Below are 22,590 nucleotides of genomic sequence, written 5' to 3' on the forward strand. Positions count from 1 at the left end.
GATAGAGACGTTATTATGTTACCTGTTCTTGCCCCCGAGAGTGTTCATTGTGGTTCGTATTTTTGCTCTTTCCATCGGTTTGCTCGCCGCGTGCCTGACCGCCCTGCCGGCACAGGCGCAAGTGCGGGTATTGACCAGCATCAAGCCGGTGCAGCTGATTGCGGCCGCCGTGCAGGACGGTGTCGGCCAGCCCGAAGTGCTGCTGCCGCCCGGTGCCTCGCCGCACCATTACGCCCTGCGGCCATCGGACGTGCGGCGGGTGGCCGACGCCGATCTGCTGTACTGGATCGGCCCGGACATGGAAGGTTTTCTGCCGCGCGTGCTGCAGACTCGGCAGAAGCCGACGGTCTCGATCCAGACGCTGCCGGGCATGCACCTGCGGCATTTTGCCGAAGACAGCCACGGCCATGACGAGGAAGCATCGGACCACGATCACGACCATCGCCCGGGCACCCTGGACGCCCACCTGTGGCTCTCGACGGTCAATGCCCGGGTGATCGCCACGCGCATGGCCGCCGACCTGTCCGCTGCCGACCCTGCCAATGCGCCGCGCTACCAGGCCAACCTGACCGCCTTCACGCAACGCCTGCAGGCCTTGGACACACGTCTGGCCGCTCGGGTGGCTGGCATTCAGGGCAAGCCCTACTTCGTCTTCCACGAGGCGTTCGATTATTTCGAAGAGGCCTACGGCCTCAAGCATGCGGGTGTATTCGCCGTGGCCGCCGAAGTACAACCCGGCGCACAGCATGTTGCCGCGATGCGTCAGCGCCTGCAGGAAGTGGGCAAGACGTGCGTGTTCAGCGAGCCGCCGATGCGCCCCAAGCTGGCGCAGACCCTGACTGCCGGGCTGCCGGTGACCCTGGCCGAGCTGGACGCTCTGGGCGGCTTCGAAGACGCCACCGCAACCGGCTACGAAACCATGCTGGGCAATCTGGCCGACAACCTCGCCGGCTGCCTGGAAAAGCTCTGAAGCTCCTCGCACATGCCTGAACCCCTGCCCTGTGAGAGAAGGTTCAGGCTAGACGCAGGTTCCTGTGGGAGCGGGCTCTGCCCGCGAAGGCCGCCCCACGGTCTCAAGCCCTAAAAAGCAAACGGCAACGGCACCCCAACTTTCTGCCGCAGCGCCAACCGGTCCTGAAACTCCTTGGGATCATGGATCAACACATCCATCCCGGCAAACGACTGCGCCGCGATCAGGCGCGACAGCCAGAACCGCACGCAAGCCACACGCAACATCAGTGGCCACAGCTGTGCCTCTGCCGCAGTGAATGGCCGCAGGGCTGCATAGGCACCCAGCAATGCCCGCGCGCGTGGCGCATCGAGGGTACCGTGCTCATCCGAGCACCAGTCGTTCACGGTAATCGCCAGGTCATACAGCATCGGCCCGGAGCAGGCGTTGTAGAAGTCGATCACACCCGTCAGGTGGGTGCCCTCGAACATCACGTTGTCACGGAACAGGTCGCCGTGCAGGTTGGCCTGTGGCAGTGCCAGAATCTGTGCGTGATGCGCCTGGATCTCGGCCAGGGCCGGACGCAGCAGCGCCGCGGCTGCAGTATCCAGGTCGGCGACCAGCTTCTCGCCCTCTTCCAGCATCCAGTCCAGGCCACGGTCGGTGCGGCGTACCAACGGTGCGTCGAGGGTGGCGGTGTGAATGTGCCCCAGCAACTCGCCCACCTGCACACAGTGCTGGTTGTTCGGCGCCTGCACATGGCGACCGTCCAGGCGCGGCTGCAGCAGGGCCGGCTTGCCTGCAAGCGTGCGCAGCGCCACGCCCTCGGTGGTGCGCAAGGCATAGGGCACCGACAGCCGAGCGTCGTGCAGTACATCGAGCAGTTCGATGAAGAACGGCAAATCCTGGGTCGGCCCGCGCTCGACCAGCGTCAGCACGTATTCACCCTGCTCCAGGCTGATGAAGAAGTTGCTGTTCTCGGTACCGGCGGCAATTCCCTGGAAGTCCCGCAGACGGCCAAGGCCATAGGGGGCCAGAAAGGTTTCGAGCTCGGCGCGGGTCAAGGGTGTAAACACAGACATGTCGTAGATTTGCCCATACTGGCGCCGCAAGGGGCGGCGCCCGGTTGAATTGAAGGTTACAGCCTCACCACTCGAAGATTTTCCAGGCCGGGATCAGCATGTCCGGCTGGTCGGAGCGGATGAAATTGTCATCGGTGCCATCGGCACGCACCAGGAAATACGGCTTGCCGTGCTTCGGGGTGATCTTGATCGCATACAGGAAGCCGTTCTGGCGATACTCCTTGATGGTCTTGTCGCCGTCCTGGCGAATGGTCACGTCCGGATCGGCCGAAGGCGCGTCGTCCGCAGCCAGGGTCATCAGCGGGCTGGTCAACAGCAGAGCCGCGAGCAACAGGTGTTTTACGTTACGCATGATAACCTTGTCCCTTTGTTGTCACAGTTCTCGTTGTCACAGCTCCGGGCATTCTAACGCCGGGCTTGCCGAAAAGGTTGATTCTGCTCATGAGCAAAGCTCCTCTCGTCCTGGTGGACGGTTCTTCCTATCTGTACCGGGCGTTCCACGCACTGCCGCCGCTGGCCACCTCCAAGGGCATGCCCACGGGTGCGGTGAAGGGCGTGCTGAACATGCTCAAGAGTCTGCGTCGGCAGTATCCGGACAGCCCGTTCGCGGTGGTCTTCGACGCCAAGGGCGGGACGTTCCGCGATGCCCTCTACGGCGACTACAAGGCCAACCGCCCGAGCATGCCCGACGACCTGCGGGTACAGGTCGAGCCACTGCACGCCTGCGTCCGGGCCCTGGGCTATCCATTGCTGTGCGTGGATAACGTCGAGGCTGACGACGTCATCGGCACCCTGGCCCGCAGCAGCGCGGCAGCCGATCGCCCGGTGGTCATTTCCACGGGTGACAAGGACATGGCGCAACTGGTCGACGGCCACATCACCCTGGTCAACACCATGACCGGCAGCGTGCTGGACATCGCCGGCGTCAAGGAGAAGTTCGGCGTCGGTCCCGAGCACATCATCGACTTCCTGGCCCTGATGGGTGACAAGGTCGACAACATCCCCGGCGTGCCGGGCGTGGGCGAAAAAACCGCTCAGGGCCTGCTGACCGGCATCGGCGGCGGCCTCAAGGAACTCTACGAGAACCTCGACAAGGTCCCGGCCCTGGCCATTCGCGGCGCCAAGGCGCTGCCCGCCAAGCTGGAAGAGCACCGGGCAATGGCTTTCCTCTCTTATGAACTGGCCACCATCAAGATCGACGTACCGCTGGACGTGGAAGTCGACCAACTGATGTGCAGCGAGCTGGATCGCGATGCACTGCTTGCCATCTACAGCGAGCTGGAGTTCCGCAGCTGGATCGAAGACGTCGAGCGTGAAGCCCGGCGCGCCGGCGAAGAACTGGCTCCGGCGCAGGAGCCGGTCGCGGCCATCGAAGTACGCTACGAAACGATTCTCGACCAGGCTCGCTTCGATGTCTGGCTGCAGAAGCTCGAACAGGCCAGCCTGTTCGCCTTCGACACCGAGACCACCGGCCTGGATGCCCAGCGCGCGCAGCTGGTAGGCATCTCCTTCGCGGTCGAACCCCACGAAGCCGCCTACATTCCGCTCACGCACTCCTACATGGGCGTGCCCGAACAGCTCGACCGCGATACCGTGCTGCTGGCGCTCAAGCCGCTGCTCGAGGATCCGCGCAAGCTCAAGGTCGGCCAGCACGCCAAGTACGACATCAATATCCTCGCCAACTGTGCCATCGGTGGCGTCCAGGACAACGGCATAGACGTGCAGGGCGTGGCCTTCGACACCATGCTCGAATCCTACGTGCTCGACTCCACCGCCACTCGGCACGACATGGACAGCCTCGCCTTCAAGTACCTGAACCACACCACGATCAAGTTCGCCGACATCGCCGGCAAGGGCGCCAAGCAGCTGACCTTCGACCAGATCGCGCTGGAACAGGCCGGCCCCTACGCTGCCGAAGACGCCGACATCACCCTGCGCCTGCATCAACTGTTCCAGGCCAAGCTGGATGCAGTGCCCAGCTTGCTGCCCGTGCTGCAGGACATCGAAATGCCGCTGGTGCCGGTGCTGGCACGGATCGAGCGCCAGGGCGCGCTGGTCGATGCCAAGCTGCTGGGTATCCAGAGCGTGGAACTGGGTGAAAAGATGGTTGCCCTGGAGCGCGAAGCGTTCGAGATCGCCGGCGAGGAGTTCAACCTGGGATCACCCAAGCAATTGGGGGTGATTCTCTACGAGAAACTCGGCTTGCCGATCATCTCCAAGACAGCCAAGGGCCAAGCCTCCACGGCAGAAGCGGTGCTCGCCGAACTGGCCGAGCAGGACTATCCGTTGCCCAAGGTGCTCATGCAGTACCGTTCCATGAGCAAGCTCAAGAGCACCTACACCGACCGCCTGCCCGAGCAGATCAACCCGCGCACCGGGCGCATCCACACGTCCTACCATCAAGCGGTCGCCGCCACTGGACGCCTGTCTTCCAGTGACCCGAACCTGCAGAACATCCCCATCCGCACCGCCGAGGGTCGGCGCATCCGTCAGGCTTTCATCGCGGCGCCCGGGTATCGCCTGCTGGCGGCCGACTACTCGCAGATCGAGCTGCGCATCATGGCTCACCTGGCCAAGGACGAAGGCTTGCTGCATGCCTTCCAGAACGATCTGGACGTGCACCGGGCCACGGCTGCGGAAGTGTTCGGGGTAGACCTGGCGCAGGTCACCACCGACCAGCGGCGCAGTGCCAAGGCGATCAACTTTGGCTTGATCTACGGCATGAGCGCGTTCGGCCTGGCCAAGCAGATCGGCGTCGACCGCAAGCAGTCGCAGGCCTATATCGACCGCTATTTCGCCCAGTATCCGGGCGTGCTCGAGTACATGGAGCGCACCCGCGCCCAGGCCGCCGAACAGGGCTTCGTCGAAACCCTGTTCGGGCGTCGCCTGTACGTGCCGGACATCAACGCCAAGAACCCCGCCCTGCGCCGCGGGCCGAACGCACCGCGATCAACGCGCCGATGCAGGGTACGGCTGCCGATATCATCAAACGCGCCATGGTTGCGGTGGACAACTGGCTGGCCGAAAGCGGGCTGGACGCACGCGTCATCCTGCAAGTGCACGATGAATTGGTGCTGGAAGTGCGCGAGGACCTGGTCGAGCAGATCGGCACCCAGATCCGCCCGTACATGAGCGGCGCCGCGCAACTCGACGTGCCCTTGCTGGTGGAAGTCGGCGTGGGTTCCAACTGGGACGAGGCGCACTGATTCGAAACCGGGTTGACGGCTTCGCGGCCGCTGACCGCTCCTACGGGCTTTTGCGCGCTGATCCGGCGCGGTGTTGCTGCTTTGCGGCCGCTGACCGCTCCTACGGGCTTTTGCGCGCTGATCCGGCGCGGTGTTGCTGCTTCGCGGCCGCTGACCGCTCCTACGGGCTTCCGCGCACTGCTTCGACGCGGTGTTGCTGTTTCGCGGCCGCTGACCGCTCCTACGGACTTTTGCGCACTGGTTCGGCGCGGTGTTGCTGCTTCGTGGTCGCCGACCATGCCTACGGATGCTCATGCTTTCTGTAGGAGCGGTCAGCGGCCGCGAAGGGGCACACGCTGAATCCACGCCAGATGAGAAACCTGAACCCCACATGAAACCAACGACTTATCGCAAATAGTTTGCATCTGCCAAGGAACTCCCCCGGCCTGTCCCAGTCAGACGTTGGGATTGGCTAGTGAAGCCTTTCGATGCTCCTATGTTGTGTTAAGTGTTGGCAGATATCCGGACCCTCAGCGGTTCGGACCTTGAGCCCCAGACTTCCCCCTCCCCATACGAAGTCCGGGGTTTTTTTTGCCCGGATTTTCTCACTCCGGGCTCAGGCCTCGGCTGTGTTCTTGTCCGGCAGCTCCATCCAGCGTGCCAGCACCGTGTAGGCATCTTCCAGGCCAAGGCGCTTGGGCGCGGAGAACAGCTGGATGCTGACGGCGTCGCCCCACCCCTTGTGGATCTCGGCCTGAACCTTGAGCAGGGTATTCTTGGCTGCGCCGTAGGTCAGCTTGTCGGCCTTGGTCAGCAGAATGTGCATGGGCATGTGGCTGGCCACCGACCAGTCGAGCATCAACAGGTCGAAGTCGGTCATCGGATGGCGGATGTCCATCATCAGAATCAGCCCCTTGAGGCTTTCACGACTGCCCAGATACGCTTCCAGGTGGCGCTGCCAGTGCAGCTTGAGCGGGATCGGAACCTTGGCGTAGCCGTAGCCGGGCAAGTCGACCAGGCGCCGCTCCTCGTCCAGGTTGAAGAAGTTGAGCAGCTGCGTGCGCCCTGGGGTTTTCGAGGTCCGTGCCAGGCTGGCGTGGGTCAGGGTGTTCAAGGCGCTGGACTTGCCGGCATTGGAACGGCCAGCGAACGCGACCTCGAACCCTTCGTCATCGGGGCACTGCTCGACCTTGGCGGCGCTGAGCGAAAAGGTAGCCTGTTGGCACAGGCCCAGGATGGGGTTTTTGAGTTGCATGTGATTTCCGGTAGAGGCAGGGCCCGATGCAGCAGCCGCAAGAACGATGCAGCGAAGTATATAGGGCTGGACAATATGTGGGTGATTTTGCCGGCAATGGCCTGCGTGCGGGCATAATGCGCCCAGGCCGGCCGTACGGTGCGGCAGGTCGAGAACTTCACCTTGGTTGGATCAGTCGATGAGCGCAATGCGTGTGATGGGCCTGCTCTGCGCGCTGCTGGCCAGCAGCGCGGCAAGTGCTGCCGGCACGACGGGCGACAGCGCCCGAGGGCAGCCACTGACGACACTGTGTGCGGCGTGCCACGGCCCGAACGGCAACAGCCTGGTGCCGATCTTTCCGAAGCTGGCCGGCCAGGGCGAGCGCTACCTGAACGAGCAGTTGCTGGACATCCGCGAAAACCGTCGCGTGGTCCCGGAAATGGCCGGTACGCTGGCTGAGCTGAGCGACCAGGATCTGCTCGACATCGCCGCCTGGTACGCCGAGCAGACGCCCGCCCCCACGGAAGCCGCAGCCGTCTTGGCGCAGCGTGGGCAGGACCTCTACCGCAGTGGCGACCCGGCGCTGGGTGTACCTGCCTGCAGCGGCTGCCACGCTCCCGAGGGTGCCGGTACCGCACTGGCCGGCTTTCCACAGCTGCGGGGTCAGCATGCACCGTACCTGATCAAGCGGCTGACCGCTTTTCGCCAAGAGGGCGATGTTGCCGCGATCATGCACGACATTGCGGGCAGGCTCAGCGATGACAATATTGCAGCCCTGGCCACTTATATTCAGGCCCTGCGCTGAACACGTTCAAGCTTTGGCCAGGTGCGGGCCTTCGCGGGCGGCTTACGCCTGGTTACATCTATTGGGCCATGAAAATAGCGCAAAGGCCCTCCTCGTCCACCCTTTTTTGACATCACTGCCGTTACACTAGCCACCTCGATCAGGCAGGTCCGGTGCTGGCACCGATCCGTCCCTTGTATGAAACTGCTCAGGAGTCACGCATGCGTAATCTGATTTTCGGCGCCTTCCTCGTTGTCGCCAGTGCCATGGGCGTGACCGCCCAGGCGGCGGATGTGCCGCTGGAAGCCGGCAAGACCTACGTTCAACTGAACAGCCCGGTAGCCGTCGCCGAGCCCGGCAAGATCGAAGTCGTCGAGATGTTCTGGTACGGCTGCCCGCATTGCTACGCGTTCGAGCCGACCATCAACCCTTGGGTCGAGAAGCTCCCGGCCGACGTCAATTTCGTCCGTATTCCAGCCATGTTCGGCGGCCCGTGGGATGCCCATGGCCAGCTGTTCCTGACCCTGGAAGCCATGGGTGTGGAGCACAAGGTCCACAACGCCGTGTTCAATGCCATCCAGAAGGAACACAAGCCGCTGATCAAACCCGAGGACATGGCCGAATTCGTCGCCACCCAGGGCGTGGACAAGGAAAAATTCCTGCAGACCTTCAACTCTTTCGCCATCAAGGGCCAGATCGCCAAGGCCAAGGAGCTGGCCAAGAAGTATGAAATCTCCGGCGTGCCGACCATGATCGTCAACGGAAAGTACCGCTTCGACCTGGGCACCGCCGGTGGTCCCGAGCAGACCCTGAACGTGGCCGACCAGCTGATTGCCAAGGAACGTGCCGCCAAGTAAGCGGCATCACCCGCGATACGACGTTTTCGCAGCGCACCCATCGCGGGTGGGTGTGAGCTGCAGGTCAACGAGCAATCCTTGTCATGAGTGACGACAGCCAGCGCTGGAAAGAGAAATACCTGCAAAGCATCGACCAGCAGGAAAAGCTCGAGCGGCGCTGGAACGCCCGTCTCGACCTGCTGCGTCGAGGCTTGGTGCGCAGCAGCCTTGCGGCCGAAGGCAGCGACCGGGCGGTGGATGTCTGCATGAAGGAGATGCGCGAGGTGCTGCGTGGCGACGACATGGACGCTCGGCTGGCGGCGCTGATTCCGCGTCTGGAAATTGCCGTGCTGGAGTCCGAGAAGCGCCGACAGTCCCGGGTGCAGCAGATAGGCACCGCGCTGGGGGCTCTGGTTACGCAACTGCAGTCGCTGCCGCTGCCGCGCGATGTCAGCAAACCTTTGAAAAAGCTCGCCCAGGGCCTTGAAGAGCGGGCTGGACAGGCGCGCGAGATGCCCTTGCTGCTCAGTGAGCTCAGTGGTTTGCAGGAGCAGGCGCTCAATACCCTCGACCGACCCTTGCGCGCGCAGCGGGCGGGCCTGCTGCAGCGCTTGTTCGGCAGCCCCGATCCGGCCGACGCCAGCCCTGTGCAGTCCATGCCCGTGCCCGCAGCGCAGGATGCACCGGCAATGGCCGGCTCGACGCCTGATCCTGTCACTGCGGAATCTGACACTGCAGTGTCCGACGCTCACGCGGCCCCCGTAGCCATTGCAGACGAGCCGGCGCCGCAGTCTGCCCCGCTCGCTGTTGCCTTGGCAGTGGCCGACCTGCGCCTGCCAGCGAGCAATACTGCCAGTGAAGCACCCGCGCTTGGCGCTGCAGACCCCGTGGCATCGCCCTTGGTCGAGCAGCCCACCGAGAAGCCCGCTGAACAGCTGCAGGTGCTCGACAGCGGCCTGACCGATGAACAGGCTTTCTATGCCTTGCCGGCCAGCCTTGAACCGCCGTACAGCAGCGTTGCCAGCCATATCGAAACCACCCTGCTCGAGCTGCTCAGCGAGTTGACCTTGCCCGAGCGCTACATGGCCCAGGCCCAGGCCATGCACGCGCGCATCCAGCGCGGGCTGAACTGGTACGAGCTGCTGCCGGTGCTCGATGAGCTCGCCGTATTGATGCTGGCCGTCAATGACGGCAGTCAGCAGGAGTTCGAACGCTACCTGCAACAGCTCAACCAGCGCCTGGAGAATTTCCAGCGCCAGTTGCAGCTGACCCATGGCGACCATGCCGACTCGCGCAGCGCCGCCCTGGCATTGGACGACGTACTGCGTGAACACGTCGACGGGTTGCAGACGAGCATGCGTGGCGCTGTCGATATCGACGGCCTCAAGCAGGTGCTGGAAAGCCGGCTCGAGGGCTTGCTGGCCAGCATGGAGCAGCACCGCCTGCAGCGCGAGGCACGCGAACAGGAAATCACCGCGCGCCTGCAGGGCTTGGGCGAGCGTGTGACGAGCATGGAACGCGAGGCCCTCGACTACCGCGACAAGCTCGAGCAGCAGCGCAACAAGGCCTTGCTTGATCCGCTCACCGGCCTGCCTAACCGAGCTGCCTGGAGCGAGCGACTGGTCCTGGAGCATGTCCGCTCGCAGCAGACCGGCAATGGCCTGCTGCTGGCCATACTTGACCTGGATCACTTCAAGTCGATCAACGACACCTTTGGTCATCAGGCCGGCGACAAGGTCTTGAAGATCATCGCAAACGTGCTGCGCAAAGGCTTGCGCGGTGACGATTTCATCGCCCGCTTCGGTGGCGAAGAGTTCGCCCTGCTGATGCCGGGCAGCGATCTGGGCGGCGGCAGCCGTCTGCTCGAACGCCTGCGTGCGGCCGTCGAACAATGCCCTTTTCATTTCAAGGGCGAGCGTGTGAGCGTGACGATGTCGGCCGGCGTAGCAGTGTTCAAACCCGGTGAGAATGCCAGTCAGGTGCTCAAGCGCGCGGATCAGGCGCTCTACCGCGCCAAGGAAGCGGGACGCAACCAGATCGAGCCGGCTCCCTGAGGCTCCCGCGCCATCCCGCCACGGACGCGCGCGCAACATTCGGCAACGCGACGTAACGCATGCCCGCTGAATCCAGACAACCGGCTACGCTATGCTGATGCCCTGTTCCCGAACCTGCATGTGATCTCCCTATGAAGTTGCTCCTTGTCGCCCTCTCCCTGCTGGTGCTGGCCGGTTGCTCCAACGGCTTGAGCATCGATCGCAGTCACCCGTCTGCGAACCATGACAACCGCGTGCAGTTCGTGGTGCTGCACTACACCTCGGCCGATCTGCCGCGTTCGCTGCAATTGCTCACTCATGGTGAAGTCAGCAGCCACTACCTGATCGGCGACCAGCCGGCCACCGTCTACCAGTTGGTGGACGAGAGCCGCCGTGCCTGGCATGCCGGCGAAAGCCAATGGGACGGCCGCACCTGGCTCAACTCCAGCTCCATCGGCATCGAAATCGTCAACCCCGGCTACAAGGACACCCCGAACGGCCGGGTCTGGTACCCCTACAGCGAAGCGCAGATCCAGGCCGTGATCGCCCTGCTCAAGGATATCGTCCAGCGCAACGGCATCGCCCCGCGCAACATCATCGGCCACAGCGACATCGCGCCGCTGCGCAAGACCGATCCGGGGCCGATGTTTCCCTGGCAACGCCTGGCCGAACACGGCCTGGGCATGTGGCCCGACGCGAAGGCCGTGGCACGCTACCAGGCGCGCTTCCAGGCCAGCCCGCCGAATATCGCCTGGTATCAGCAGCAGTTGGCCCGAGTGGGTTACGAGGTGGTCCAGAGCGGCGAGCTGGACGTCGCCACGCGACACGTGATTGCGGCCTTCCAGATGCACTTCCGTCCGCAACGCTTCGACGGCGAGCCCGATGCACAAAGCGCCGCGATCCTGCAGGCGCTCATCAGCAGGTAACAACCGATTTCACGTCGATATGCTCGAAAGCGCGGGCCAATCGCCATCTGGTTGCTATACATTGATGCCCCCGACTGGATGATCCTCGATGGCCGCCGTTTTCCCGCAGCTCCGCAGTCTTCTGTACCGCCCCTGGGCGCTGGCAACGCTTGCCGCCCTGGCCAGCGCGCTGCTGCTGTTCGCGGCCAGTTTCGCGCTGATCATGCACCAGGTTCAGCTCAACGAACGGCAGCAGATGAATGCCAGTGGCGAACGCTTCCTGATCCGCCTGGAGCAGGTGTTCGGTCAGCTGCGCGAGGGGGTCGATGCGTTGCAGGCTCAACCTGTGCGCCATTGCGGCCCGCAGATGATGGATGCCCTGGAAAAGATCGGCTTCGACAACCGCTTCGTCTTCGAAGCCGCGTTCATCGACGGCGCCCAGCGCTGCTCCAACCGCCGCGGCAAGGACGTCGCCAGCCTGGGTCGACCGCCGGACATCCAGGGTTCTACCTACAGTTACTGGCTCAACACCACCACTCAGCGCAATGACAACTGGGCCGCGCTGATGCTTGGCCGCGGGCCGTTCCGGGTTTCGACCTCGCGGGGCCATCTGAGCGACGTGGTCGACCTGCCCGCCGGTGGCAGCCTGTTGGTGGTGCTCGACCAGGGACGCCGGGCGATCCCGGTGCTGGGTTCAGAGCAGCCATGGCCGCCGGTATCGGGTTGGCGTGCCGATGCGGTCGATGCCTTGCAGGTCACGTCGGACCGGTTGATCTACCGCATGTCGACCAAGTCCCCGGACTTCCAGTTGGTGCTGATCGCTCCGCGCAGCAAGGAACTGCCCATATTCGATACCCCGCTGTGGCTGCTGTTTCCTGTCAGCCTGGTGGTGGCCCTGTGCATCGGCTGGCTGGTTCTGCAACTGATCACCCAGCGCCGCTCGATGGGCGGCGAGCTGCACGGTGCGTTGCGTCGGGGCGAACTGCAGGTGCTCTACCAGCCGATCTTCGACCTGAGCAACCGTCGCTGCGTCGGTGCCGAGGCACTGGTGCGCTGGCGTCGCCCCGACGGTACGCTCACCAGCCCGGAACTGTTCATTCCGCTGGCGGAGCACAGCGGCCAGATCCGCCAGATCACCGACTTCGTCCTGCAGCAGTCGCTCGAGCAGCTCAGCCACCTCTTGCGAGCCAACCCGCATTTGTACATTTCAGTGAATCTGGCGGCGTGCGATGTCACCGTGCCGCGCATTGGCGAGGTGGTGGCCCGGCTGCTCTCCATCTACCGCGTGGCGCCCGAGCAGATCGCCTTCGAGGTGACCGAACGTTCCCTGATCGACGTCGACGTGGCGCGGGAAAACCTTCAGGCCCTTCGCGACGTGGGCCATACGGTATTGATCGATGATTTCGGCACCGGTTACTGCAGCCTGGCGTACCTGCAAAGCCTGCCTGTGGACTGCCTCAAGATCGACAAGGCGTTCATCGACGCCCTGGGCGATGACGTCGAAAGCAGTGGCGTGGCGCCCCACATCATTCGCATGGCTCATGCCCTGGATCTGCGGGTGATCGCCGAAGGCATCGAGCACGAGGCGCAAGCGCTGCTGCTCGAAAGCGAGGGCGTCGACTACGGTCAGGGTTGGTTGTTCGCGCAGGCACTGAATGCGCGACAGTTCAAGGAACTGATCACCAAGGGCCGGCGCCGCGCCGGTCGGCGCGCCGGCGACGAGGCCTGAGGGCGCAAGGCACCCAGGCCATCGCGCTAGATCGACAGGGTCATATAGAACTGGGTGCCCTGGCCGGGTCTTGAGTAGACCCCCATGCGGCCACCGTGCAACTGCACGATCTCCTTGCACAGCGCCAGGCCCAGTCCGGCACCGCCCTTCTTGCGCCCGACCTGTACGAAAGGCTCGAAAATACGCCCCTGCTGGCCGTAGGCGATGCCTTCGCCGTTGTCCTCGACGCTGATGATCACGCGCTCGGCATGGCGGCGTGCCTGCAAGCGGATATGGCCATTTTCCGCTGTGTGCCGCAGGGCGTTTTCCAGCAAGTTGTCCAGCACCCGATCCAGTTGCCCTGCGTCCACGTGCAGACGTGGCAGCCCTTCGGCCAACTCGATGGTCAGCTGGATACCCAGCTCATGGGCGCGGCTGGCGAAGCGCTCGTAGGCGCGCTGCAACAGGTCATCCAGCGCACACGGCGCCAGCACCAGCTTCTGCAGGCCGTTCTGGTAACGCGAGAAGTTGAGCAGGTCGTTGATCAGCTGCATCAAGCGCTGCATCTCTTCGTTCACCGTCATGAGCAGATCGGCCTCGCGACTCTGCTCGGGAAAATGCACACGCTCCTGCAGCAGCCCAAAGGCCATGTGCATGCCCGTTACCGGCGTGCGCAGCTCGTGGGAGGCGCGCAGGACGAATTCGCTGCGTACGCGTGCGAATGCGCGCTGCTCGGTTACATCGTGCAGCACCATGACCGCGCCGAGGATATTGCCTTGGGTATGGGTCACCGGCGTCAGGCTGTACGAAAGCAGACGCGCTTCACCATCGACTTCGAAGCTCAGGTCGTCCAGCGCGCGCTCCAGGCTGCCACCGCGCAGGATCAGGTTCAGCTGCTCGTCCAGATCAGGCCTGCCAAGCGCTTCGCCCAGGCCCAGGCCCAGGCGGTGGTCTTCCCAGCCCAACTGACGCTGCGCTACCGGGTTCAAATGCTCCAGCTGGCCTTGTCGATCGATCATCAGCAGGCCGTCGTCGATGCTGTCCAGCACCGCTTGCAGACGCTGCTGCCCGGCGCGAAGCTCATCGACATTGGTAGCCTGATGCTGGCGTAGTGCGTCGGCCATGGTGCCGAAGCGGCTGGCCAGCCGATTCAATTCCGCCGCCGGTGAAACCGGTAGCTGCACATCGAAATTGCCTTGACTGATGTCGTCCGCCGCCTTGGCCAGCGCTTCGATGGGGCCGCCGAAACGGCGCGCGATACCGTGTGCGGTAAAGAAACCGACGATCAGCACCGCCAGGCCCACCAGACCGAGCAAACCGGATACCCACATCGCCCGTTCGTGAGACTTGTGCTCCAGCGCGGCGATACTTTGCAGAGTGGTCTTGTACGAATCGATCAGGCCCGTGCGCAGGGTATTGAACGCCTGGCTCAGCGGCGGGTTATGGCTCAGCGGCAGGTGTTGCGTGGCGGTGGCCCGGTATTGCTCCACAAAGCCCTGGAAGTTTTCTGCGGACTGGAGAAATCCATAGTGGGCATTGTGACTCTGCTCGTGAGCGATGCCTTCATCGAGCAGCGCCTGAAACTGCTGTTGTGCCTGACCGATGGCCGCGGTATCCGGATCAGGCTCCAGCATCATGACCAATTGATCGCCCAGGCTCTGGCGCATCTTGAGCCCCAGGTCCAGCGTGGTGAAGTGGCTGCGCAGCATGCTTTCCTGCGAAGCAGCCATCTGCATCACGCTGACCAGACCCAACACCAGCCCCAGCAACGCGACCGTAATCAGCGCCGAGATGCTGAGAAACAGCCGGGTGTGCAGCTTCATGGCCAGTTTCATAGGTTGTACTGTTTGCGTTTGCGATAAAGCGTCGAGGCATCGATACCCAGGGTTTTGGCGGCCTGATCCAAGGTATCACTGGTGGCCAAGACGGCACCGATGTGGGCCTTTTCCAGTTCGTCCAGGCTCAGCGCCGCGCCGATGCGCGGTGCATTGTTGGCGGGCTGCTCGGCCATGCCCAGATGGCTGACCTCGACGCGCTCCTGAGGGCAGATGATGCTCGCCCGTTCGATCACGTTGCGCAGCTCGCGGATATTTCCCGGCCAGCGATAGTTGAGCAGCGCCGCCCGTGCCTCCTCGCTGAAGCCTCTTGCTGGCCGCGCGTACTCCTTGACGAAGCGCGCCAGGAAACGATCGGCCAGGGTCAGGATATCCTCGCTGCGCTCGCGCAGCGGCGGAAGGTGCAGGGTGATCACGTTCAGGCGGTACAGCAGATCCTCGCGAAAACGGCCCTCGCGAACCATGTCTTCGAGGTTGAGGTTGGTCGCCGCCAGGATGCGCACATCGGCGCGCCGCGTCACGGGGTCACCTACCCGCTCGTATTCCTTGTCCTGAATGAAACGCAGCAACTTGGGCTGCAAGGTCAGGGGAAAGTCACCGATCTCGTCGAGAAACAGAGTCCCGCCATCGGCCTGGTTGACGCGACCCAAAGTGCTTTCACTGGCACCGGTGAAAGCACCGCGACTGTGGCCGAAGAGTTCGCTTTCCATCAGCTCGGCAGTCAGCGACGGGCAGTTGATGGTTACGCAGCTTTTCTTGGCGCGCTTGCTCCAGCCATGAATGGCGCGTGCCAGCTCGCCCTTGCCGGTACCCGATTCGCCAAGGATGAGGATGTTGGCATCGGTCACCGCCACCTGGCGCGCGGTTTCCAGCACGACCATCATGGCAGGGCTGTGTGAATCAAGGCCGTCCTTGGGCTTGCGCACCTCGCCTTCGAGCGCTTCGAGCCGAGCCGACAATTGACGTACTTCCAATTGCTTGGCGGTCGCCAGGCGCAACTGATCGGGGCTGCAGGGCTTGACCAGATAGTCGGCGGCGCCGGCCTGAATTGCATCGACGGCGGTATCCACCGCCGAGTGCGCGGTGACGATCACCACACGCATCCATGGTGCCTGCACACGCATCTGTGCCAGTACATCCAGGCCGTTGTCCTCGCCCAGGCGCAGGTCGAGGAAGCACAGGTCGAACACCTGCCGCTGCATCAAGGTGTCTGCCTGATTCGCGCTGTTGGCCGTTGCCACGCTGTAGCCTTCGTCTTCCAGGCAATAGCGGAAGGTACGCAGGATGGCGGACTCATCGTCCACCAGCAGAATGCGGCCTTTATGCTCCGTGCCAGATTCCATGTTCCTACGCTCCTCAGAGAAAATTCTTGGTTAGTCCCGGACAAATCGGGCAGGTTGCATGGTCGATTCTGATTGATTCGGCAGGCTGCATGGTAGCTATTAGCAGATTACATTTCTAACTGTATGAAATATCTGAGCTTTCAGTAAGTAAAAAGTTTGGCATATGCCTTGCGATATCAACCGATCGTCTTCAATGGGAGGAGAGTACGAATGCGCGGTATCAAGCGACTCACGTTGGCAAGCGTCATCGCAGGTCTGGTAGGCCTGTCGACATTGGTCTCGGCGGCCACCCCTGCCAATCTCGAGAAACACGATGGTGAATCATCCAGCCTCGAGAGCAGGCTGCAGGCAGCACGCCAGGAGGGCTCCATCTGGACAGCGCTGGCTTTGAATCGACAGCTCAACGGCTTCGAGTTCGGCGTGCAGGTCCGTGAGGGCACCGCTACGTTGACCGGTGCCGTGGAAGACCAGGTCGATCGCGAGCTTGCCGAGCAGGTAGCCCTCAATACCCAAGGCATCGACAAGGTCGATAACCGCCTGACCCTCAATCCGGAATTGGTTGAGCACGTCAATCAGCGTCAGCAATTCGCCCAGCATCTGGAAGACGCCACGCTCACGGCAATCGTCAAGTCCAAGTTGCTGTGGAACACCAGTACCCAGGCACTGGATATCGTCGTCACCACCAGCGACGGTGTCGTGACGCTCAAGGGCCAGGCGCAGACTGCCGATGCCAAGCAACTGGCTGGCAGCCTGGCGACCAATACCGATGGCGTCTATCAGGTGAACAACCTGATCAGCCTGGGTGCAGCGGATACGGCGACGACGCGGGCCGAGACCAAGGCCAAGAAGACCGAAGAAGCCTTGAGCGATACTTGGGTGACCAGCAAGATCAAGGCGAGCCTGTTGCTCAATCGCGATCTGGACGGGCTGAGCATCGATGTCGAGACGCGCACGGGCATGGTAGCGCTCAAAGGTGACGTCGCCAGTTCCGAGCAGAAAACCCTGGCGGTCGAGGTGGCACGCAACATCCGCGGTGTCCGTGGCGTGGATGCCGATCTGTTGAAAGTGTCCAAGCCAATACTGTGATCGTGCAAATCGCCCGAGCCCAGGCGCGTTATCGTGCAGGTTGCTATTGAGTATTGAACGTCTATTAATACAACCAACTGATTTTAAAGGGTTTAATCGGAGATAAGAGGTTGGCATGCAGGCTGCAATACTTGTTTCAAGAACACGTATTCAGTCGCTATCCCAGTGCAAGGAGTTTCCGGATGAACCGTCCTCAAGCAGCTCAAGCGTCCGCCCAGTCCCAATCAATGCGCCAAGCGTTGTTTCTGGTTCTGGCGATGCTGGTGACCCTGCTGGCGGTGCAGCTGTATGCAGGCTGGGCATCTGCCCAGCAGCAGGAACTTCTTCTGCCACCTCAGGAGCGTCTGGTCGACACCGCGCACCTCAATCCAGCCAGTGCGCATTGGGTCGGGCGTCAGCAATCTGGAAACATTGAACGCGTACAAGCGAACGAGCCGGTTGAACACATTCGCAGTTGGGTGTTCTGAGGTACTGGCAACGCATCTGATCAACCGATAAAACACGACAAATCGTAAAGGAGATACACCATGCTGAGTTGGGCAGTCACATTCCTGATCATCGCCATCATCGCCGCCGTCCTGGGCTTCGGTGGTATCGCCGGCACCGCAGCAGGCATCGCCAAGATCCTGTTCGTAGTATTCCTGGTGCTGTTCGTCGTCTCGTTCATCTTTGGCCGTCGCGGTCGAGGCTGACCATGACCAGCATGACCCTCAAGGGTATAGCCATGGCGCTGTCGCTGGTCGGCAGCAGCATGGCAATGGCCGCCAATGACGGTCAGGCTCGCGTCAGCGAGCTACTGGGTTCGAGCACCGAGTACCGCGATACCTGGCAGTCGGTGATCAAGTCCGAGGAACGTGTTCCGGACTGGATCATCAATCTGTCAGGCGTTTCGCCCCAGCAGATGTCTGCAGTCCCTGAGGACGGCGACAATTACCTGGTGGGGCCGCTGTGTGAAACTGCTGAGAGCTGCAAAAGCGGGCGACTGCTCGTAGCCTTCAGCATGGACAAGGAAGATGCCTACGCATTGTATGTCCAGGTACCTGCCGGCTTGCCTGCCGATAAGTCGCCGACGCGTCACGCGACCTATCGCTTTCTCGGCAAGCCCGACGAAGGCATGCAGCAGATGCTCATGGAACAGTTGAAGAAAGACCCTGACTGGTACTGACTTCCTGTGATGCCGTGATGGTTTGCGCCATCACGGCAGTGCATCAAAAATCTACAGATTGGGCTGGGTCATCCTGGTCCGAATGGCCGGCACTCAGAAGGTGGCGGTCATGACCATGGGGTCGGGTTGTTCTGAATGCAGTCGGTTCGGAGTGACCTAGGGGTACAGGGAGGACCTCCGAACCGGGCCGGGTCAGGCAACAGCTGCTGCGCAAGCGGTGTACGATCATTACGTGCCCGGCTTGCGCAGAGCCTATCTTTGCAGCGTCGAGCTGCCTTCCATCTTGTTTCATCTTTTTCCAGCAGAAAATTCCCCGCGTTCGGTTTCGCGAACGTCGTTGGTTTTTTTGCACCCGCTTTTCGGCAAACCTGCCAATTCCTTCGGTATGGCCAGTCGTCTATCCGAACGCACATATCAAAGGCAGTAAATCACTCAATCGCGTTATGCCGATTTTGCATAGGGTAGTCGCATCCGGCATTAGACGCTGCCGCAGTGCATCGGAATAGTTGCGCCTTTTTTCGTTCGCCAAAGCGTTTCGCCATGGCGTGAAGAAACCTCTACGGATGGCCGTTCGGCTTGCGAACAGGCATCACGAGTTGACTTGGAAAAAGGGTAACGACATGAAGAAGGCAAAACTGAGCCTCGCCTGGCAAATACTCATCGGCTTGGTACTGGGCATCGCACTGGGTGCAGTGCTCAACCACTTCAGTGCCGAGAAGGCCTGGTGGATCGGCAATATCCTGCAGCCCGCAGGCGACATCTTCATCCGCCTGATCAAGATGATCGTGATCCCCATCGTGATCTCTTCTCTGATCGTCGGCATTGCCGGCGTGGGCGATGCGAAAAAGCTCGGCCGCATTGGCGTGAAGACCATCCTCTATTTCGAAGTGGTGACCACCATTGCCATTCTGGTTGGCCTTGGCCTTGCCAACTTGTTCCAGCCTGGACTGGGTATCGACATGAGTACCTTGGGCACCGTGGATATCTCGCAGTATCAGAAAACCACGGCTGAGGTGCAGCATGACCATGCGTTCGTTGCCACCCTGCTCAACCTGATTCCGTCCAACATCTTTGCGTCGATCGTTCGCGGCGACATGCTGCCGATCATCTTCTTCTCGGTACTGTTCGGCCTGGGCCTGTCGAGTCTGCCAGGTGAAACCCGCGAGCCTCTGGTCAAAGTCTTTCAGGGCGTATCGGAAAGCATGTTCAAGGTCACTCACATGATCATGAACTACGCCCCAATCGGGGTTTTCGCGCTGATTGCCGTCACGGTGGCCAACTTCGGCTTCGCTTCACTGCTGCCCTTGGCCAAACTGGTGGTGCTGGTGTATGCGGCGATCCTGTTCTTCGCCATCGTCGTGCTCGGTGTCATCGCGCGCCTGTTCGGCTTCTCGGTCTTCAAGCTGTTCCGCATCTTCAAGGACGAGCTGGTACTGGCGTATTCCACGGCCAGTTCGGAAACCGTCCTGCCGCGCGTGATCGAGAAGATGGAAGCGTATGGCGCACCGAAGGCCATCAGCAGCTTCGTGGTGCCCACCGGCTACTCGTTCAACCTCGACGGCTCTACCCTGTATCAAAGCATCGCGGCGCTGTTCATTGCCCAGCTGTATGGCATCGACCTGTCGATTGGGCAACAACTGATGCTGGTACTGACCTTGATGGTCACTTCCAAAGGCATTGCAGGCGTGCCGGGCGTGTCGTTCGTGGTCTTGCTGGCCACCTTGGGCAGCGTCGGCATTCCGCTCGAAGGCCTGGCCTTCATTGCCGGCGTCGACCGCATCATGGACATGGCCCGTACCGCGCTCAACGTCATCGGCAATGCCTTGGCCGTGCTGGTGATCTCGCGTTGGGAAGGTATGTACGACGATGCCAAGGGCGAGCGCTACTGGAACTCCCTGCCGCACTGGCGCACCAAGGACCGCGTCGCCCCCTGACGCGGCTCTGTGGGAGCAGGCTCTGCCCGCGAACGGCGCGCCGCGATGATACCTGCATCCGCAACCTACCCGGTGACGCGGCTCGTACCCTGTAGCAGCGGTGCAAGCCGCGTCCGGCCTCACGCGAAAACCCTGACACACCACGCTGCCCTGCGGGGCAGAATCCAACCTCGCTTTGGGCTATCATCCGGGCATCTTCGAACGAGGGAATACCCATGCTGAACGGCCTGTGGCTCAGCTTCTTTCTGATCGCCGCGATTTCGGCCTTCGGCCAATGGCTCATCGGCGGCAATGCCGGCATCTTCGCCGCGATGGTCGAAAGCCTGTTCGCCATGGCCAAGCTGTCGGTAGAAGTAATGGTCCTGCTGTTCGGCACCCTCACCTTGTGGCTGGGCTTCCTGAAGATTGCCGAGAAGGCCGGTATCGTCGATTGGCTGGCCAAGGTCCTGGGGCCGCTGTTCAGCCGACTGATGCCCGAGGTGCCACGCGGCCATCCGGCACTGGGGCTGATTACCATGAACTTCGCCGCCAACGGCCTGGGCCTGGACAACGCCGCAACCCCGATCGGCCTCAAGGCCATGCGCTCGCTACAGGAACTCAACCCCAGTGCGACCACCGCCAGCAACGCGCAGATCCTGTTTCTGGTACTCAACGCCTCGTCGCTGACCCTGCTGCCGGTGTCGATCTTCATGTACCGCGCCCAGCAAGGCGCCCTCGACCCGACCCTGGTGTTCCTGCCGATTCTCCTGGCCACCTCGGCCAGTACCCTCGCCGGGCTGCTGGCAGTGGCCGTGATGCAACGTCTGCGGCTGTGGGATCCAGTGGTGCTGGCCTATCTGATTCCCGGTGCGCTGCTGCTTGGCGTGTTCATGGCGTTCCTGGGCACCCTCTCGGCTACAGCCCTGGCGGGGCTGTCCTCGATCCTGGGCAACCTCACGCTGTTTGGCCTGATCATCCTGTTTCTGGTCATCGGCGCGCTGCGCAAGGTTCAGGTCTACGAGGCCTTCGTGGAAGGCGCCAAGGAAGGTTTCGACGTTGCCAAGAGCCTGCTGCCGTATCTGGTCGCCATGCTCTGCGCGGTAGGTGTGCTGCGCGCTTCGGGCGCCCTGGAGCTGGGCCTGGACGGCATTCGTCACCTGGTCGAATGGCTGGGCATGGACACCCGGTTCGTCGACGCCCTGCCGACCGCGCTGGTCAAGCCGTTTTCCGGCAGTGCCGCGCGCGCGATGCTGATCGAGACCATGCAGTCCCATGGCGTGGACAGCTTTCCGGCGCTGGTTGCGGCGACCATTCAGGGCAGCACCGAGACCACGTTCTATGTGCTGGCCGTGTACTTCGGTGCCGTGGGCATCCAGCGGGCACGTCACGCTGTCGGCTGTGCACTGCTGGCGGACCTGGCCGGAGTCATCGCCGCCATCGTGGTCTGCTACTGGTTCTTCGGTGCCACGGCGGCCTGAACCGCGTCGTCGGTCACCGTGAAGCGCAGCACGCCGACGATCTGACCGTCCTCGGTCAACACCCGCACCTGCCATTTCCCCGCGACGTTGCCGGGGAAATTCTGCTTGTGGCTCCAGGCGCGATAGCCCTCCTTGCGCCCGCCGTGGATGTCCAGGGCGATGCGATCGACCTCGGTGCCGTTCTGCTGCCACACATGATAGATACGCTCGTCCAAGCCTCGAGGCGCATTGATGGCGGTGTAGGCGTACAGCCCGCTGCTGCGCAACTGCGCCGCGCTGACCGTATCCAGGCTGTCGCCATGGGTGCGGCTGCGGTTGTCCAGCTCGGTGGTCACCGCCACCTCGGTCAGCCATAGCGTGGCCGGCGGCACCCAGGAGCGCAGCAGCCATCCAGCACCGCCGATCATCAAGGTCGCCAAGACCAGCGCCACGCCGCGACGCCAATGGTTGATCGGGAAACTGACGGCCAGGCTCGGAAAGGCCAGCAGCATGGCGGTGGCCAGCGCCAGCTTGAAACTTTCATCGGTGGTCAGGTGCAGGATGATCGGCAGCGCCGTGAGCAACGCCGCGAACAGTGTGAAAGTGTGCAGCGCCATGAACAGCCAGCGCCGGGGCGCGACCCACTTGTAGTACAGCGGGTCGATGATCGACACCAGCCCGGCCAGCGTCAGCAGGCCGGTAAACACCAGCTGGCCGCTGTTCCAGGTGGTGGTGATATAGAAGAAAGGCAGAACGAAGAACAGGCTTTCCTGGTGGATCATCTGGGTCGCGTAGCGCAGCACCGGCGTGGGTATCTCACGCTTGAACAAGCGGGTGAACAACTGGGTGAAGGTGTTCTCCAGCATCAACCAGATCCAGGTCAGCAGCATCACCACCGCGATCCAGCTGGCCAGGCCGGCCTGGCGATCGACCAGCACGAAGCTGCCGATGCCGGACAGGAAACCGCCCAGTGCGATCACACCCGGGTAGCGTTTGATAAGGTCGATGAGGCGCTGAACGATGTACGGCATGGTCTTCCATAGAAAATAGACAATGAAACGGTATTCAGGATACC

General features: G+C 62.3%; 18 protein-coding genes and 1 pseudogene. 13 read left to right on the plus strand and 6 right to left on the minus strand.

The window, feature by feature from the left end; translation table 11 throughout:
• Positions 1-58 precede the first annotated feature (58 nt).
• Complete coding sequence (locus ONG87_RS00325) at positions 59-970, plus strand: zinc ABC transporter substrate-binding protein (protein ID WP_264382890.1); 912 nt, start codon at positions 59-61, stop codon at positions 968-970.
• A gap of 110 nt (positions 971-1,080) precedes the next feature.
• On the opposite strand, the gene ONG87_RS00330 is transcribed toward ONG87_RS00325, so the two are convergent.
• Together ONG87_RS00330 and ONG87_RS00335 are read right to left on the minus strand one after the other, a co-directional pair.
• Positions 1,081-2,031, minus strand: coding sequence for a homoserine kinase (locus ONG87_RS00330; RefSeq protein ID WP_185794585.1), 951 nt, complete (start codon positions 2,029-2,031; stop codon positions 1,081-1,083).
• Between the two features lie 64 nt (positions 2,032-2,095).
• Positions 2,096-2,383: a DUF2782 domain-containing protein gene (locus ONG87_RS00335; RefSeq protein ID WP_264382006.1), complete on the minus strand. Its 288-nt coding sequence runs from the start codon at positions 2,381-2,383 to the stop codon at positions 2,096-2,098.
• Positions 2,384-2,472: 89 nt separating this feature from the next.
• Here ONG87_RS00335 and polA point away from each other — a divergent pair.
• Positions 2,473-5,237 (plus strand): annotated as a pseudogene (polA, locus tag ONG87_RS00340) (DNA polymerase I).
• 595 nt (positions 5,238-5,832) lie between these two features.
• Here the strand turns inward: polA and yihA are convergent.
• Entirely contained in the window at positions 5,833-6,471 is a 639-nt protein-coding gene (gene yihA, locus ONG87_RS00345; protein WP_122480098.1) for a ribosome biogenesis GTP-binding protein YihA/YsxC, read from the minus strand.
• A 178-nt stretch (positions 6,472-6,649) separates the two neighbouring features.
• Between yihA and ONG87_RS00350 the strand changes: the two genes are divergently transcribed.
• The 5 genes from ONG87_RS00350 to ONG87_RS00370 all read left to right on the plus strand — a co-directional run bounded on the left by ONG87_RS00350 (position 6,650) and on the right by ONG87_RS00370 (position 12,737).
• Positions 6,650-7,255: a cytochrome c gene (locus ONG87_RS00350; RefSeq protein ID WP_264382007.1), complete on the plus strand. Its 606-nt coding sequence runs from the start codon at positions 6,650-6,652 to the stop codon at positions 7,253-7,255.
• Positions 7,256-7,455: 200 nt separating this feature from the next.
• A complete protein-coding gene (locus tag ONG87_RS00355; protein ID WP_122480100.1) occupies positions 7,456-8,091 on the plus strand; it encodes a thiol:disulfide interchange protein DsbA/DsbL in 636 nt (211 codons plus the stop codon).
• Positions 8,092-8,174: 83 nt separating this feature from the next.
• Positions 8,175-10,124 carry a GGDEF domain-containing protein gene (locus ONG87_RS00360; RefSeq protein ID WP_264382008.1) on the plus strand — a complete coding sequence of 650 codons (1,950 nt, stop codon included), beginning with the start codon at positions 8,175-8,177 and terminating at the stop codon, positions 10,122-10,124.
• A 131-nt stretch (positions 10,125-10,255) separates the two neighbouring features.
• A complete protein-coding gene (locus tag ONG87_RS00365; protein WP_264382009.1) occupies positions 10,256-11,029 on the plus strand; it encodes an N-acetylmuramoyl-L-alanine amidase in 774 nt (257 codons plus the stop codon).
• 88 nt (positions 11,030-11,117) lie between these two features.
• Complete coding sequence (locus ONG87_RS00370; protein ID WP_122480103.1) at positions 11,118-12,737, plus strand: EAL domain-containing protein; 1,620 nt, start codon at positions 11,118-11,120, stop codon at positions 12,735-12,737.
• Positions 12,738-12,763: 26 nt separating this feature from the next.
• Here the strand turns inward: ONG87_RS00370 and ONG87_RS00375 are convergent, their stop codons facing one another.
• Together ONG87_RS00375 and algB are read right to left on the minus strand one after the other, a co-directional pair.
• A complete protein-coding gene (locus ONG87_RS00375; RefSeq protein WP_264382010.1) occupies positions 12,764-14,551 on the minus strand; it encodes a KinB sensor domain-containing domain in 1,788 nt (595 codons plus the stop codon).
• Entirely contained in the window at positions 14,548-15,894 is a 1,347-nt protein-coding gene (gene algB, locus ONG87_RS00380) for a sigma-54-dependent response regulator transcription factor AlgB (protein WP_049860524.1), read from the minus strand. The genes ONG87_RS00375 and algB overlap by 4 nt, the downstream gene beginning before the upstream one ends.
• Before the next feature lie 210 nt (positions 15,895-16,104).
• Here algB and ONG87_RS00385 point away from each other — a divergent pair, with 210 nt between their 5' ends.
• From ONG87_RS00385 to ONG87_RS00410, 6 genes are all read left to right on the plus strand, one after another.
• Positions 16,105-16,980 (plus strand): BON domain-containing protein, encoded by an 876-nt coding sequence (locus ONG87_RS00385; RefSeq protein WP_192059206.1) that lies wholly within the window; start codon positions 16,105-16,107, stop codon positions 16,978-16,980.
• 182 nt (positions 16,981-17,162) lie between these two features.
• Positions 17,163-17,447: a hypothetical protein gene (locus ONG87_RS00390; RefSeq protein WP_264382011.1), complete on the plus strand. Its 285-nt coding sequence runs from the start codon at positions 17,163-17,165 to the stop codon at positions 17,445-17,447.
• Positions 17,448-17,507: 60 nt separating this feature from the next.
• Complete coding sequence (locus ONG87_RS00395) at positions 17,508-17,672, plus strand: DUF1328 domain-containing protein (RefSeq protein WP_043191899.1); 165 nt, start codon at positions 17,508-17,510, stop codon at positions 17,670-17,672.
• 2 nt (positions 17,673-17,674) lie between these two features.
• Positions 17,675-18,145, plus strand: coding sequence for an inhibitor of vertebrate lysozyme family protein (locus tag ONG87_RS00400; RefSeq protein ID WP_192055232.1), 471 nt, complete (start codon positions 17,675-17,677; stop codon positions 18,143-18,145).
• Positions 18,146-18,765: 620 nt separating this feature from the next.
• Entirely contained in the window at positions 18,766-20,079 is a 1,314-nt protein-coding gene (gene gltP, locus ONG87_RS00405; RefSeq protein ID WP_264382012.1) for a glutamate/aspartate:proton symporter GltP, read from the plus strand.
• Between the two features lie 215 nt (positions 20,080-20,294).
• A complete protein-coding gene (locus ONG87_RS00410) occupies positions 20,295-21,536 on the plus strand; it encodes a nucleoside recognition domain-containing protein (protein WP_122480109.1) in 1,242 nt (413 codons plus the stop codon).
• Here ONG87_RS00410 and ONG87_RS00415 read toward each other — a convergent pair.
• A complete protein-coding gene (locus ONG87_RS00415) occupies positions 21,506-22,546 on the minus strand; it encodes a DUF5924 family protein (RefSeq protein ID WP_122480110.1) in 1,041 nt (346 codons plus the stop codon). The genes ONG87_RS00410 and ONG87_RS00415 overlap by 31 nt on opposite strands.
• Between the last annotated feature and the right edge of the window lie 44 nt (positions 22,547-22,590).

It is taken from the genome of Pseudomonas sp. MM227 (assembly GCF_947090715.1).
GTDB classification, from domain to species: Bacteria; Pseudomonadota; Gammaproteobacteria; order Pseudomonadales; family Pseudomonadaceae; genus Aquipseudomonas; species Aquipseudomonas baltica.

Bases quoted from the DNA above. Each gene is read 5' to 3' on its own strand.
- ONG87_RS00330 (WP_185794585.1), bottom strand. From the start codon at position 2,031: ATGTCTGTGTTTACACCCTTGACCCGCGCCGAGCTCGAAACCTTTCTG.
- ONG87_RS00335 (WP_264382006.1), bottom strand. From the start codon at position 2,383: ATGCGTAACGTAAAACACCTGTTGCTCGCGGCTCTGCTGTTGACCAGC.
- yihA (WP_122480098.1), bottom strand. From the start codon at position 6,471: ATGCAACTCAAAAACCCCATCCTGGGCCTGTGCCAACAGGCTACCTTT.
- ONG87_RS00350 (WP_264382007.1), top strand. From the start codon at position 6,650: ATGAGCGCAATGCGTGTGATGGGCCTGCTCTGCGCGCTGCTGGCCAGC.
- ONG87_RS00355 (WP_122480100.1), top strand. From the start codon at position 7,456: ATGCGTAATCTGATTTTCGGCGCCTTCCTCGTTGTCGCCAGTGCCATG.
- ONG87_RS00360 (WP_264382008.1), top strand. From the start codon at position 8,175: ATGAGTGACGACAGCCAGCGCTGGAAAGAGAAATACCTGCAAAGCATC.
- ONG87_RS00365 (WP_264382009.1), top strand. From the start codon at position 10,256: ATGAAGTTGCTCCTTGTCGCCCTCTCCCTGCTGGTGCTGGCCGGTTGC.
- ONG87_RS00370 (WP_122480103.1), top strand. From the start codon at position 11,118: ATGGCCGCCGTTTTCCCGCAGCTCCGCAGTCTTCTGTACCGCCCCTGG.
- ONG87_RS00375 (WP_264382010.1), bottom strand. From the start codon at position 14,551: ATGAAACTGGCCATGAAGCTGCACACCCGGCTGTTTCTCAGCATCTCG.
- algB (WP_049860524.1), bottom strand. From the start codon at position 15,894: ATGGAATCTGGCACGGAGCATAAAGGCCGCATTCTGCTGGTGGACGAT.
- ONG87_RS00385 (WP_192059206.1), top strand. From the start codon at position 16,105: ATGCGCGGTATCAAGCGACTCACGTTGGCAAGCGTCATCGCAGGTCTG.
- ONG87_RS00390 (WP_264382011.1), top strand. From the start codon at position 17,163: ATGAACCGTCCTCAAGCAGCTCAAGCGTCCGCCCAGTCCCAATCAATG.
- ONG87_RS00395 (WP_043191899.1), top strand. From the start codon at position 17,508: ATGCTGAGTTGGGCAGTCACATTCCTGATCATCGCCATCATCGCCGCC.
- ONG87_RS00400 (WP_192055232.1), top strand. From the start codon at position 17,675: ATGACCAGCATGACCCTCAAGGGTATAGCCATGGCGCTGTCGCTGGTC.
- gltP (WP_264382012.1), top strand. From the start codon at position 18,766: ATGAAGAAGGCAAAACTGAGCCTCGCCTGGCAAATACTCATCGGCTTG.
- ONG87_RS00410 (WP_122480109.1), top strand. From the start codon at position 20,295: ATGCTGAACGGCCTGTGGCTCAGCTTCTTTCTGATCGCCGCGATTTCG.
- ONG87_RS00415 (WP_122480110.1), bottom strand. From the start codon at position 22,546: ATGCCGTACATCGTTCAGCGCCTCATCGACCTTATCAAACGCTACCCG.